Raw genomic sequence first — 13,868 nt, 5'->3', positions numbered from 1 at the left:
CAAGGTTAAAGTTAAGAACTTGACCTTAGGAGATCCTAGGAACTACCCTCTATCTTACTATATATGCAACCGGATCCCCGGCTAATATTGATCTCCGGGGAACTGAATCGCTCAAATATTTAAGTAAATCGGACCCCGTCAAAAAACCACACCGTATTTCCGGTGTGGTTTTTCCTGTCTCAATGCCCCATAAAAGGGCTCATCATCCCGCTGTTGTTAAAAAAGCAGCTCTCGCTAGCGGGGATTGGGACTTACTTCAATATTCCGTACCATGGTTTTTCCGGCTGCCTGACCAGATCCACATAGATGTGCTTGGTCAAGGTGTACTCTTCCAGTACCATCTTGGAAAGATCTTTGCCCCAGCCTGATTCCTTGCATCCACCCCAAGGGGTATCGCAAAAGATAATCAAATGTTCATTGATCCAGACCGTTCCCGCTTTAATCCGGCCGGCCAGAGAGATGCCCTTGGCGGTATCACCGGTCCACAGGGACGCGGAAAGGCCGTAGGCTGTATCGTTGGCCATAGCAATGGCCTCTTCGGTTTCTTGAAAACGACACAGGCCCACCACCGGTCCGAAAATTTCCTCGCGCATGAAGCGGGCATGATGGTCACAGTCGCCAAAGATAGTAGGAGCGACAAAATAGCCGTTTTTGGTATCTTCGGTTTGGGGACGTTCTCCGCCTAATAAAAGCTTTGCCCCGCTCTGTTTGGCTTCTCCGATATAGGCTTCGATCTTGTCCCGGTGGGCGGCGTAGGCCACCGGACCGATGACCGTGCCCATGTCCATGGGATCGCCGTAACGCAACGTCTGGGCGGCCTCCACAAATTTCCGGGCAAACTCGTCATATCGGGAATCATGGATGTAAAACCGGCTGGCGGCGGCACAGACCTGCCCCGAATTAAAGAAAGCGCCAAAGACAGCCCCCTGTACGGCAGCATCCACATCGGCGTCATCCAATACGACAAAAGCGTTTTTACCTCCCAGTTCCAGACCTACCTGCTTGACGCTGTCACTGGCCACGTGCATGATACGCTTTCCGGTAGCTGAATCTCCGGTAAAACCGATCTTGGCTACTCTGGGGTGGCGCACCAAGGCTTCGCCAATCTCCCCGCCCGGTCCTGTGACCACGTTGACGGTACCGGCCGGAGCACCGGCTTCGGTGAGAATTTCCGCCAGTTTCAAGGTGGTGAGGGGAGCAATGGAAGGCGGCTTAACAATACAGGTGTTGCCCGTCACCAAAGCGGCCCCCAGCTTCCATACCACCATCAGGGCCGGAAAGTTCCAGGGCGTAATCAGGCCCACCACCCCTAGCGGCTCATGAACCGTAAGGGACAGGCACCAGGGGCCTACGGGGATGGTGTCGCCGGTCATGGCACGGGCCACCCCGGCAAAATATTCCAATTGTTCCGCACAGAGCGGAACATCAAAGTTCATGGTCTTGCGCATGGGAGAGCCATGCTCCATCGTCTCCAATTCAGCCAGTTCCTTCTGATGCTGCATAATCAGCTGAGAAGCTCTCAAAAGCACCTTGGACCGTTCGGATACGGGCGTGTTAGCCCACCCCGGGCCGGCCTTTTCGGCTGCCTCCACGGCGCGCTCAAGGTCCTGGGCGCCGCATTTGGCGGCCTGGGCCACTACTTCCCCGGTGGCCGGGTTTACAATGGATATGGTCTCTCCCCCTATCGCATCAACCCATTGACCATTGATAAACGCTTGATATGTTTTCATTTGTCTCTCACCCCTTCCCTTGTTTGTAAAAACGAAAGCACCGCCGGCATAAGACCGGAAAGAAAATTTCTGCTCCTGCCGGCTCAAGCAATTCTCGACGTCTTCGTTTCCATACCTCCCTCCCCGAATTAATCATTGAACGTTTTCACAGTAGCGCAAAAACAAAATTTTTCGCTTTCTTAATCTCTCACCATCCTCTCTTTTGAGTTTTCACCTATGATGTCGTCCAAGACGAAATGCTCTGTTAAAAACTGCCCATTACTCTTTCACTAAAGCAATGCTATTAGGGCGGGCTTTTTTTGCGAAGGGAACCCTTTGAGGATCAATTTGAAGGGTTAATTTTTTATCATTAAACCAAATCCTGCGCGGCAAATTTACAAATAGCTTATTCGGTAGATAATTCCATTTTCCTCCATAATTTTTGGTGAAAAATCTTTTATGTCATGGGGACAGGTCCCTTGACATGATCATCATTAGGCCCAAAAGTAAAGGGACATGCCTCCATGTCCCCTTCCAATTGTTTTTAAAAGTTTTGTCATTACCTTACTGACTTCTTGCTTAAGGTCTTCTGACATTGATTATACCAACCAAAGATTTTTACCTAACCAGGAGATCGCCCCCGGGGTTTTTTCCCAATTTCTCCTGGCATCTGTTACATAGCCTGCGGCTTCCTCTTGTCCACCCGCGATAATTGGTCCAAAAATTTTCTTGGGCACTTTTATTATGTTTAATAAATATTTCGCAACATAAGCATTATATTCTAATGCCTTTTTCAGCCCGTCCAGGGATTCTTTGCTGTTGCCACTGTGTCTGAATAGGAACAATGCATTGTTAAATAAGAATTCCACGGACGAATCGTCCGAATATTTTTTCATTAGTTTTTCATATTCATCATCGGCATCCAAAATCAACAGCAAGTGGCAGAGAAGATACCGTGCTCCTTGATGATCCGCGGGATTCAACTCCAGCATTTCGGTCAAATGATGAGCAGCTTTCCGACGCTCCCCTAAATTCCATAACGACTCGGCCAAGCGGAATTTTGCCCGCATATAGGGGCGGGTGGCACTTATCCCCCAAAAATGGCCCCTGTTTTTCTTAAAAAAGCCTTGCCCCAATACTTTTTCTCCGGCCTTTACCCCTTGTTGAAACAACTCCTTCGCGTCCTCCCAGGTCTCCGCTTTTTCCTCCCCAAGAATGACATATGCGTCAACACAAAGGTGATCTTGAGCCAGTGCCTCTTGAGCCAGTTCCACTTTCCTCTTTTTACTCTTGATCCTCATGGCCCGGTTAATCAACTTTTCTGCTTCAACAGGATCACGGAAACCCATGAACTTTTCAGGCAAACCCACTGAATCAGAACTATGCTGCAAAAAATCCAATATTTTTTGCAGCAAGATAAAAGAATGGTCCTTTAAAAAGGCATGAATTTCTAAATTCTTTTCTTGATGATATTCGTGCAGGACCAACTCCTTCACTTCATCCTTCAGCTCATTTAACACCACAATGCTGCTTAAGAAAATTTTGTGTTTCTGACGGAAGGGAACCAGCCTGCACCAGATGGCATCCCCTACATAAATCTCGTCCTCATCAAAATAATCTTCAAAATACACATCAAACGTGCCCGTTCCAAGCAAATCTTTTAAGACAACTCTTTCCCCGGCCGTAATACCGGTAACTTCATAGAAAGAAAAAACACTGTCCTTCAGTTCTTCAAACCATTTTAAAGTCGAGGTGCGGTACCCCTGGCCATGTTTTTTGATAAATTCTTCAAAAGGAGTGCGATTACCAGACAGCTTGACATCAAAAATAAAAGCTTCACATACTAATGCCGCATCCGGGTCCTCCTCAAATTCTTCCGGATCCTCCGGAAATTCCAGGTCAAAATCTGTAAATTCTTCTAAAAGCAAATCCAGATATTTTCGTGTGACAAAATCGCACAATTTTTCAATGAGATCAGCAAATTCTTTTTCCGTTTGAAATTCCAATAAACTGACTACTTTCTCTTCCTGTGCTCCGCAGCATTTTTTATACTTCTTTCCACTGCCGCAGGGGCAGGGATCGTTCCGGCCGATTTTAGGCTTCTTTTCCCACTCCTGCTCTTTAGGAACTACCTGATTGACTTCAGCAAGCTCCCTCTTCCCGTCTTCCTTGGCTTCCGTCCAGTCCTCTTCCCCATCGTCTTCTTCCCAGTCCTCGTCATCTTCGCCACCTCCGTATTGGGATATATCTCCCACGGCTTGAATGACCAGGGGATATTTGACATTCTCTTCCGGTTCTTCTATCTTGATCAACTGGACGACAAAACGCCACTCATCACCGTAATCAAAGAGAAAAAGCATCTTCTTCTTAAGCTCGGGAAAAACCTTCGCCGCTTGGGCCCTCTTCACCCCGGGGAAACTATCTTTTTCACCCAGATCGGCAAATAATTCATAACCTTCTTGGGACCTGTACCAGTTTTTGATATTATCATAAAAACCGAAGGCATGATCAAAAGAAAAATCGAAACTTTCAATAATTGTTTCTCCTAATTGGTATAGACTGATCTTTTCCGGGCAGGCAATTACCCGGTAAGGCATCCCTTTTACCCGTCCTCCCCAGTCACTTAAAACCACCTTAAAAACATAGATACTCTCTCCTGATCCGGCTTTCCTTTTGCGCACGGTTTTTGCCCCCAATAATTGATTCTATAAATATAGAAGTATTTTATCAAATTGTATCAAAAAAAGAGGAAAAACAAAACAATTCTGTCAGACAGTCTTGTGTACAAAAGCAGTTTTGCCTTTTATGTCAAGGGACCTGTCCCCCTGACATATGTCATGGGGATAGGTCCCTTGACAGGATCAACCCTCTTGAAATTGCCTGATCTCTTTTTCTTATTCCGTCAGCAGCCTTCTGGCCTTACTTGTAGTAATAACCTCCTTGTAAAAGTCGGTAACACAAGGAATGGTTATCAACCCCTCTACCTTGAGGCGGGGTGTGCCGCTTTCCTGGGAGAAATGGATCAAAACTCCTTCCGGCGCATAAATACCCTCTTTCGGTATATAAACAGTCATCCCTCCCGTTTCATGCTTCTCATACTTTGCCAGATCAACCGGTGTACCTACAAACACGGCAGGTATAAAAATAACATGGTCTCATCCGCCAAAAAGGCCAAGGTAAATAGTATCCGTAATATCTTTCAGAAATTCCCGGGCGGACAGAGTGATTTCAACTTTAAGCATATTCTCCCTCCTAAGGTTGGCAGATCAGCAAGGCAGGTAGAAAATGTCCAAGAGACACCTCTTACTGATCCCCGTGAATCAATTGCGGTTCGCTCCCGACAATTTTATAGCGATACTCTTTGACAACTGTCCCGTCTTCTTTAGTCTTTTTAAAGGAAATCAGGTCAAATCCGTCACCGGTTTTGCTCTGGGAAGTCTCATAAAGATACCTGACCCCATTCTCAAGTATTTCTTTTGTCCCCAGCCAATAGGGGAATTTGTTCAGTTCCGAATCCCACTTGGTTAATTCTGCAAAAAGCTTATTGGATGCCTCCACATTGATCCGGGCCGGCTTTTTCTCAACAACTGCCGAGCTTACTTGGGCCTTCCTGCCGATACTGTCAAGATATAGCTTTGCCTGATCTTCCTGTTGTCTGGCCAGAGTAGGATATTGATTATTATTGAATACCTGGTCCCATAATTGCTTGGGAAACATCTCCTTTACCGATTCTGAATAACCTGCTCCATCCATGGGCTCTTTGTATTGGACCAAATGATAATTGCCCCTTTCATTTTTGGAAAAGGAAATCACCGTGGGAATGCTTCCGCTGCCGCTGATAGATGTAAATATTCCATCCTCAAAACCAAACCAGCTAAAACTGGCCAGGGTGTATACCGTGACCAATCCCTCCTTTTCTTCCACATCAAGGATGATATGCCCCTCAGTGGCAACTTCTCCTTCGGCATAGTGATCCTTTTGCCCTTTGACGGCACTGCTCACGGCTTCGTCAATGGTTTCCGCCTTTTGAGATTGAAAGGGGGCAGCAAGATCAAGCACCAGATCCGGCGAGGCTTCCACCCGATAAAACATGGATGGCTCCTGTACAATATGCACCTGTTTTTCTGCCAGCACACGGTCCCCATGGAAAATTGCCGTTTTCACAGAAATTTTGTCGGGCGCTTTTAATGAAGCATTATCGAAGCCAGGAGTCCAATAGACGGGACGGTCAAGTCCGTCATAAGGGAATTCAACCTTTTGTCCCCGCTCCGCTATCTTTCCGGTAGTGCTATCCCAGGTGAGCAATTGTCCATATGTTGCGGAATACTGCACCCGGTCTGCGCTCCCATCATATTGGGCCAGGATGCGAATGCCCGGAGTACTGGACATAGCCATGGTATAGTTCTCCGGATAGACAAGCAGCCGCAACGCCAGGCTGTTTAGGAAGGTTTCCCATGTCTTGACGTCTTTGGCGTACGCTCTCAAATCTTGCTGAAAGCCCTGCTCCAGTTGTATTCTTGTATAGTGGTACTTCCGTTCCTCCCCCGAAAAGCTTACCTGGAAATTAATATCATCCACATTATCGATGAGGGCAAGCAAAACGACGGCATTGTTTCTTAGCACACCTTCAATTGTTCCTATACGCAAACCGGACGGGGCAAAGTCATATTTTACTGTAATTCCATAGGGCTTATAATCTGTTTTCAGAGAAACCTCCCGGCGTAAATCGGCATAGGGCAGGTGATCAATCAGGTTGACCACCTTGCTGTTGTTCCCCACATAAGCAGTTTTCAGTTTCCAAAGCACATCTGCCTGGTATGCTTTTATTCCTTCCTCCTCTTTTGCGGGCATAAAGCTTTTGCCGATTTTAACCAGCTGGGATACAGGAACAAATTTGGTATCGGCGTAAATATCATAGGCCATATTTTGATCCGTAAAAATTAAATACAGGTGATTTTCATTTTTCCGGTCCATATCCTCAGCATCAGCCGGTTGAGTTAACTCCAGATTGACCAGTACCGCTTTAGTGATCAATCCGTCCAGATCCTTTTTGCTTTTCGTTTCCGAATGATTGGGCAGAGAGAGGGGTTGATCAGGCGTATAATCAACTATTTGCACACCTCCAAAGGAGATGTTATCTTTGGCAAAGATCAGTTCCCCTTGATTGCCTGTTACTTTCCAGTCCCCCGGCACCTTGAGGGTATAATCTCCTATTGCACAAGATGCTTGTTTGGCCAAAGCATTTGTGAAGGTTACGCCACAAAGGATTACGATACAAAGGATCCCAGTGCAGATAGCCATTCTTCTTTTGCTTTGGAAAAAATCCGCCATCTTGATCATTCTGATCCTTCTTTCGATATTTTTCCGGTCATCAACCATCCCGATCAGCTTCGGAACAAGCCTCGGGGGATGGAAGTTTTCCAGCACAGAGAGCAGGGCCTTTCCATATGCCTTTTGCTCTTCCCTGTCCAATACGTCTAAAACCATCTCATCGGCAGCTACTTCCATATCTTCGCGGATTCTTTTAAAACAATACCAGATGACCGGATTAAACCAGTGCATGACCTGCAGCACAAGTAAGAGATAGTTCACCGGCAAATCCTTTCTTTTAAAATGGGCCAACTCATGGAGCAGTATGTAGGAAAGGGCCTTGTCGCCGATGGGCAAATTTGCCGGAGAAAGCAGGATCTTCGGTTTCATCACCCCCAAAAGAGCCGGCGTGCTGACCAGATCCTGCATCACAATTTCGATATTCTGCTCAACTCCCATTTTCTTTTTGCATTCCCGGACCAGCAGATTAACTGCTTCAGGTGCAGGAGTTCCTCTCATGATAAGCTTTCTATGTAATGAATAGTTGGTATAGACCAGCCAAATCAAAAACAGCATTGCCCCCAAAAACCATAAGTAGGGGACCATCTTTTCTACCACCGGCACAATAGCCGGAGAGGTATCCTGGACCGCATAGGCGGATGGAATCTGCGGCATTTCCTGATCCGTATTCATGATTGCTTGAGAAGACTCCGGATCGGATGGGGTAAAATCGGTATCCTGGGTTACGGACGGCATCATGTTGAACAAACTGACCGCACTTTCCGGGCCGTAAGGAACAAGCAGTTTTAGGACCAGCACGATCCAGAGCAGATAATGCCATTTCGGATTAACCCTGTTCTTCAATACCCCTTTTAGAATAAGAAGGACCAGCCCAACCACCGTTGCAGAAAGGGAAGCGGCAAAAACGGCTTGAAAGATCTCTGCCATTATGATTCCTCCTCATCCAGCAACTTTTTCAGACCGTCTATTTCTTCTTTGGATATCTTTTGTTCCTTGATAAAAGTAGCCAGCATCAGATTCAAGGAGCCATTATAAATCTTTTCTAAAAAAGAACGGCTGGCAAAAGACTTAAACTCACCCTCACTGACCAGGGGAAAATAGATAAAAGCCTTGCTTCCCGTATTTTCCGCCTTGATCGCGCCCTTTGCCCCCAAACGGGTAATCAGGGTGTGAATCGTTTTAGGCTTCCATTCTGTCGTTTGCGTCAGTCTTTCGATAATCTGTGCACTTGTTGCCTGCCCAAGGGCCCAGAGTATTTTCATCACTTCCAGCTCGGATTCCGATATTTGGGGAATTGTTTTCATGCCACAATCATCTTCCTTTGGATTACATTTGTAAGTCTATTTATATATTACATATGTAATCCAAAATTGTCAATACTTATGTTGCTATGTCAAGGGACCTGTCCCCCTGACATTTTTTTCTGACATTTAAAAATTTTACTTTTTTTAACCACCCGTTAAGTCGTGGTTAAGTAGGAAAAGTTATAATAAAAATAACAGGACTTAGTTGAAATATTTTTGCCCATGAATGGTAGATAACCGGAAGGGGTTAAATGATGGGACCTCATCATTCCGGAGGAGTATCGAGCCATGGGGGAAAGAGGATAAAGAAATGGAGGAAAATCAAATCCTGACTGAACGGCAGATGGAGATATTGAGTTTAGTTGCGCAGGGCAAGACCTATAAAGAAGTGGCTGGCAAACTTTATGTCACAGAGCGGACCGTTAAATATCATATGGGGGAAATTCTGAAAAAACTCCATATGAGAAATCGTGTCCAGGTAATTGCCTATACCAGCCAGTTGGGCTTAATAGATTTAGCGGAATAGTTTTGTAGGATGAAGCCGGGAAAACCCGGTTTTCTTTTTACAAAGACTGTACTTTCGTACAGTATTATTTGGATATTATTACATGTTAGACTAAAAACGTCAGAATATGTCTGATTTGCCCATCAATGGCGGCTGGATTTTTATCTCAATCTGGAGGAATTTATGGAGTCTGTTGATACCAAGCCAAGTTCCATCTGGACATACCTACAATCTAAAGTCCTGCTTCAGGATGATATTGAGCAGTCTGACGGACAGCTGAGCGCCGGGGAGACTGATGATTCACCCGGGAAAGGCTGTGCTTTTAACGTATGGGAGCTGGTCCGGCAGCGTACCAATCCGGCTCTTTACCGGCCCGGGAAAATAACAGAAACAGAAATTGCGCAATTAAAAACAAGCGCCGGAAAAACCACCTATATGCTACGCAACTGTCTTAACGACAAGTATCTCTCCCTGGGAGAAGAGGGATTGTTCTTATGGAACCTCATAGACGGCAAAAATACTGTCAAGGACTTAAATATTGAGTATATTTCCGCCTTTGGTCAGATGGGACAGAAAGTAATCGCCAATTTTTTGGAGCTTCTCAAAAAAAAGGGCTTCCTGCTTGATAAGCCGGCTCCCGTTTATGCAATCGTAAGCGCTCACCTGAAACAAAACAGGGCCTCTTCACGCTTTAAACAAGCCATTACCTTCATTACACACTCAAGATTTTCCAGTGGGAAAGCAGATACATATTTTAAGCGTCTTTATGAGGGAATGGGATTCATTTTTTTCTCCAAACCCATCTTGATCCTGATTTTTTTACTGCTGGCTGTCGACCTGGGACTAAGCTCCCATTTCATGTTTATCAAACATGAAAGCATGATTCTCCTTGCCAAGCCTGGTTCCCATGATGTGATCGCCATGATGATCATTTATTATCTGAGCGTTTTTATCCACGAAAACGCCCATGGGTTAACGGTCAAGCATTACAAAAGAAAGGTGATCCGGGGCGGCGTTCTGGTCATGTATGGCTCTCCCCTCCCTTATGTGGATACGACAGATATTTGGATGAAAAATCGGGGACCCCGGATGGCAGCATCCTTTGCCGGCCCCTGTGCCAATGGTGTTATCGGCGGCATATTTCTGATCCTGGCTTGGATCATCCCTGAAAGCATCCATGAAAACCTTTTTATGCATGCGGGATTTGTCAACAGCTTGATATTTGTGTGCAATCTCATTCCCATCGTGGAAACCGACGGCCATTATATCATCCAGGATTGGCTGGAACGACCGCGCCTGCGGGCGGAGTCCCTGGCCTTTGTCAAAAAAGAAATGTGGTTGAAGCTGGTCAAACGGGAACCCTGGACGAGATGGGATTATGCGCACCTGATTTATGGCTCCGTTGCGGTTTTGGGATTAGCGTATATGATCTACGCAGGGCTGCATCTTTGGGAGCATACTTTTGCGCACATCGCCAGAGAAGCCATCTTGCATCCTCGTATGGTGCTTGAGATTTTATCTGTTTCGGTGACCATTGCCCTGGTTACGGCCATTTGGAAGTTTAGGTTGCTCCGAAGGGGAGTAAACGTGGGAGCAGTCGTGGAATACCATCTACATTCCTAAATGAAAGGAGCAGCCGATGAATATCAGTCTTACATTACTGGTTACTGAGAAATGCAATATCCCTTGCCGGCATTGCTTACTTGGCCATAAGGATCTGATGAAGTCAGGAAAGGATATGCCATTAAAGGATGCCATTAGTTACGTGAATCAAATGGCGGAGATCTCTGCTGCAGAAAAGATGGGTTTTTTTGTGCGCTTTTCCGGAGGAGAGCCGCTCCTCCGCTACCCGGAAATATTGGAGGTTATCCGTTATGCCCGGCAAAAGGGGGCGCGGGAAATCGGCAGCATGTCCAATGGCTTCTGGGGCAAAGACTTTGAAAGCGCCCGGCGCTTGGCCGGTGAGCTTAAGGAAGCAGGTCTCAGTTCCCTCTGCTTCAGCTTTGATGATTTTCATCAGGAGCATATTCCAATTTCCACCGTCCGGAAGGCCATACAAGCCTGCTGTGAAACAGGTTTAAGCTATCAAATCAAATGTGTCGTCACCAAAAAAACCCGCCGCCTGCCGGACGTGCTGGCGGATTTGGGCGACCTGCTGCTGAACCGGTCGGTGGTCGTTCAGGAAATACCCTGTTATCCGGAGGGAAGCGCCTCAACGATGCTTTCTCCCGGCGATTTGTTTTATGAGAGCGGTATTCCCGGCCAGCCTTGTCCCACCGGCCTCATGCTGGCTGTGCTTCCTGATGGGACCACCTTCCCTTGTTGCGGGGCGTGCTGGACTCATCGCCTGGTCATGGGAAACGCCAAAAAGGAAGGCCTGCGGGCACTTTTTGAAAAAATGAGACACGGTTCCCTCATGCATATGCTCAGAGAAAAGGGGCCATCTTTTTTCGTCCCCTATTATGAGCAAGCCGGTCATCAACTGCCCCGGGAAGGGTATGTGAGCTATTGTGACTTATGCCGGATGGTTCTCACCCACCCTGCCTTTGAAAAAGTTGAGCCTCTGGCTGCCCAGGTCTGGCGTAAGGAGCGGGTGAAAAAAATGTTTGGCAATTTGTTGGGGGAAGAGATTCGAACCATCTTCGAGTAGCCTGGCGGTGTTAAGGTGATCTCCAGCTGGTCGCTATCTTTCCCTATATTTAATAGCCGATAAAGGAGGTGAAAAAGAATGGCGTCCAAAGATGAACTGAAAAAGCTCGCCATCAAGTCCCTTGAGGATGACGCTTTCCGCGTTGAATTGGAAAAGGATCCGGTGAAGGCTGCTGCTTCCATCGGCATCACCCTGTCTGCAGACGAGGCACAGAACCTGAACTTTGGTGAAGAGGCAGGAGAAAGAGAATCTAAGATTTCTGTTATCACCCTATAACAATTGGTTAGGTCCGTGTTTTTGTGGCAGCCAGGATATTTTAACACCGATAGCTTGGCTGCTCAAATCTTTTTCAAGGGGCAGCTTAGAGGAAGCTTTCCAACTGCCGGAAAAGCCTTACAGCCGTTTTACAGCCATCTTAATCTATTGTATTGCGAGTGAGCATAATAACCCAAGTACTTCTGATCAATATGCCTTTTGCCAGTGCCAGGTTTCCCTCTATGGGACTTAGCGTATTAAAGGCTGCCCTGTCAGAAAACAGCATCTCCTGTGATGTTCGATACTTCAATATTTCCTATCGTAAATATGTTGCTGACCCCGCAGTATATGATGAAATCTCTGAATATTGGTTTTCCGGGGAATGGGTCTTCGGAAAGGAGCTTTTTGGTGCGGAATGGGCCCAGAGCAAGCGGGGCGGTACGGAAGGAATTCGCTCTTTTTTGGCAGCCAGCCAGCGTACCGGTCAACTTCCAACATTAATGGATCATTTAGCCGACCTGCGTAAGGGGGCCGGCTTGTTTTCAGATGCCTGCCTAGATTCAGTTGATTGGGGAAATTATGATATCATTGGCTTTACCTCGGTTTTCAGTCAGCAGGTCGCTTCCCTGGCCCTAGCCAAGCGCATCAAACATTTTTGGCCGGAAAAAATCATTGCCTTTGGAGGCGCCAATTGCGAAGGAGAAATGGGCACGGCTATTTTGTCTTTGTTTCCCTTTGTGGACTGGGTTTTCAGCGGAGATGCGGACATATCTTTTCCCCGGGCGATCAAGGCATGGGAAAAGGGGGAAACCACTGAGGGCATCGAAGGTATGGCGTCCTGTCAAAAGGGTCGCTTGATATACCAGGGATCAGGCTGCGTGAGGGATATGGAGGCCCTCCCTTATCCGGACTTGGATGATTACTTTATGGCGGTAAGGGAACAGGCTCCCGACCTGGTTGGTAGGGTGCCGGTTTCTCTTGAATTCTCCCGGGGCTGCTGGTGGGGTGCCAAGTCCCAGTGTACTTTCTGCGGCCTAAACCGCCAGTCTGTGGAATACAGGTGTAAAAGCCCCCAGAGGGCGTTGCAGGAAATAAATCATGCCGTTTCCCGTCATGGTACCTTCGATTTAAGGCTAATCGACAACAATATTCCTCCCGGGTTTTTTAATAGCTTATTGCCCGCACTGGGTAAACAAGAAAACAAATTGAAGGGCTTATTTGTGGAAACGAAATCCAACCTGAGCCGGAAGCAGATACTGACTCTAAAAAGAGCAGGCACAAGATATTGGCAGCCGGGCATTGAGAGTCTGGATACAGCGATGCTTAAGTTTATGAAAAAGGGAACAATGATGCTTCAGACGGTAAGATTGCTGAAGTGGGCAAGGGAATATGGCGTTCAGCCGGGGTGGAACTTTCTGCACAGCTTCCCGGGCGAAGATACCGAAAGCTATAAACGGATGGCCGCATTAGTCCCGCTCATCACCCACTTTCAGCCCCCTGAAGCTATTACTCCGATACTCCTGCAGCGTTTCAGCCCTTTATTTAATGACCGGGATAAATGGGGCATCAAAAAAGTTACCGCATGTGAAGCGTATAGGTTTATCTATCCTTTTAAGCAGGAAGATTTGGACAAATTGGCTTACCGGTTCGATTATCAGGTGGATGAAAACATCATACCGGCACCGGGATATCTGGATGGGGTAAAGAAGGAGTTGGAGAATTGGAAGGAGTATTGGAAAAGAAAAGAACCGCCCTTACTTTTTATAGAGCGGCAAACAAATGGAAGGGGAATCATTTACGATACCCGGCCCATCCGCAGGGAAGCCCGCACCCAACTGGATGTATTACAGATGTTATCCATGACAGCCTGCGACAGTGATCTTCGGTTTTCGGATATTGCTCAAAAGACAAAGGAAAAAATGGGTTCAGACTATCCTGGTGATGCTGTTTTGTCGGATTGTCTTGAACAGCTTAAAGAACTTGGCTTTATGATCAGTGAGGGGGAGCGTTATCTCAGCCTTGCTAACGATGGGGAAATTCTGGCTGAGTATGGCACCTCAAAGCTGGTCCAAATGCTGTGTGGATGACAGCAGCATAGTCGTACAAACCCCTTC

General features: G+C 46.8%; 10 protein-coding genes. 5 read left to right on the top strand and 5 right to left on the bottom strand.

Annotated elements, in window-relative coordinates:
• Positions 1–251 precede the first annotated feature (251 nt).
• The 5 genes from DCMF_RS20450 to DCMF_RS20430 form a co-directional block, all read right to left on the bottom strand.
• Entirely contained in the window at positions 252–1,730 is a 1,479-nt protein-coding gene (locus DCMF_RS20450; protein ID WP_148136139.1) for an aldehyde dehydrogenase family protein, read from the bottom strand.
• A 578-nt stretch (positions 1,731–2,308) separates the two neighbouring features.
• Positions 2,309–4,390 (bottom strand): IS1096 element passenger TnpR family protein, encoded by a 2,082-nt coding sequence (locus DCMF_RS30200; protein WP_214658772.1) that lies wholly within the window; start codon positions 4,388–4,390, stop codon positions 2,309–2,311.
• A 213-nt stretch (positions 4,391–4,603) separates the two neighbouring features.
• A complete protein-coding gene (locus DCMF_RS20440) occupies positions 4,604–4,840 on the bottom strand; it encodes a hypothetical protein (protein ID WP_148136137.1) in 237 nt (78 codons plus the stop codon).
• A gap of 172 nt (positions 4,841–5,012) precedes the next feature.
• Positions 5,013–7,967: a M56 family metallopeptidase gene (locus tag DCMF_RS20435; protein ID WP_148136136.1), complete on the bottom strand. Its 2,955-nt coding sequence runs from the start codon at positions 7,965–7,967 to the stop codon at positions 5,013–5,015.
• Positions 7,967–8,344, bottom strand: a complete 378-nt coding sequence (locus DCMF_RS20430) for a BlaI/MecI/CopY family transcriptional regulator (protein WP_148136135.1) — start codon at positions 8,342–8,344, stop codon at positions 7,967–7,969. The genes DCMF_RS20435 and DCMF_RS20430 overlap by 1 nt, the downstream gene beginning before the upstream one ends.
• Before the next feature lie 310 nt (positions 8,345–8,654).
• On the opposite strand from DCMF_RS20430, the gene DCMF_RS20425 reads away from it, so the two are divergent.
• The 5 genes from DCMF_RS20425 (at position 8,655) to DCMF_RS20405 (ending at position 13,841) form a co-directional block, all read left to right on the top strand.
• Positions 8,655–8,870 (top strand): response regulator transcription factor, encoded by a 216-nt coding sequence (locus tag DCMF_RS20425; protein ID WP_214658770.1) that lies wholly within the window; start codon positions 8,655–8,657, stop codon positions 8,868–8,870.
• A gap of 162 nt (positions 8,871–9,032) precedes the next feature.
• Positions 9,033–10,472 carry a hypothetical protein gene (locus DCMF_RS20420; protein ID WP_148136133.1) on the top strand — a complete coding sequence of 480 codons (1,440 nt, stop codon included), beginning with the start codon at positions 9,033–9,035 and terminating at the stop codon, positions 10,470–10,472.
• A gap of 16 nt (positions 10,473–10,488) precedes the next feature.
• Positions 10,489–11,499 carry a radical SAM/SPASM domain-containing protein gene (locus DCMF_RS20415; RefSeq protein WP_148136132.1) on the top strand — a complete coding sequence of 337 codons (1,011 nt, stop codon included), beginning with the start codon at positions 10,489–10,491 and terminating at the stop codon, positions 11,497–11,499.
• Positions 11,500–11,577: 78 nt separating this feature from the next.
• The gene (locus DCMF_RS20410) at positions 11,578–11,775 is read left to right on the top strand and encodes a hypothetical protein (RefSeq protein ID WP_148136131.1); all 198 of its coding nucleotides are present in this window, start codon (positions 11,578–11,580) and stop codon (positions 11,773–11,775) included.
• Between the two features lie 158 nt (positions 11,776–11,933).
• Positions 11,934–13,841 (top strand): RiPP maturation radical SAM C-methyltransferase, encoded by a 1,908-nt coding sequence (locus DCMF_RS20405; RefSeq protein ID WP_214658769.1) that lies wholly within the window; start codon positions 11,934–11,936, stop codon positions 13,839–13,841.
• Positions 13,842–13,868 lie beyond the last annotated feature (27 nt).

Origin of the sequence: Candidatus Formimonas warabiya (assembly GCF_002777255.1) — a bacterium.
Classification (GTDB): domain Bacteria; phylum Bacillota; class Dehalobacteriia; order Dehalobacteriales; family Dehalobacteriaceae; genus Formimonas; species Formimonas warabiya.
Note: the sequence above shows the minus strand (reverse complement) of the source record. Positions and strands in the feature narration are given on the sequence as shown.

Coding starts and splice junctions, on each gene's coding strand:
- DCMF_RS20450 (WP_148136139.1), bottom strand. CDS start 1,730: ATGAAAACATATCAAGCGTTTATCAATGGTCAATGGGTTGATGCGATA.
- DCMF_RS20435 (WP_148136136.1), bottom strand. CDS start 7,967: ATGGCAGAGATCTTTCAAGCCGTTTTTGCCGCTTCCCTTTCTGCAACG.
- DCMF_RS20430 (WP_148136135.1), bottom strand. CDS start 8,344: ATGAAAACAATTCCCCAAATATCGGAATCCGAGCTGGAAGTGATGAAA.
- DCMF_RS20425 (WP_214658770.1), top strand. CDS start 8,655: ATGGAGGAAAATCAAATCCTGACTGAACGGCAGATGGAGATATTGAGT.
- DCMF_RS20420 (WP_148136133.1), top strand. CDS start 9,033: ATGGAGTCTGTTGATACCAAGCCAAGTTCCATCTGGACATACCTACAA.
- DCMF_RS20415 (WP_148136132.1), top strand. CDS start 10,489: ATGAATATCAGTCTTACATTACTGGTTACTGAGAAATGCAATATCCCT.
- DCMF_RS20410 (WP_148136131.1), top strand. CDS start 11,578: ATGGCGTCCAAAGATGAACTGAAAAAGCTCGCCATCAAGTCCCTTGAG.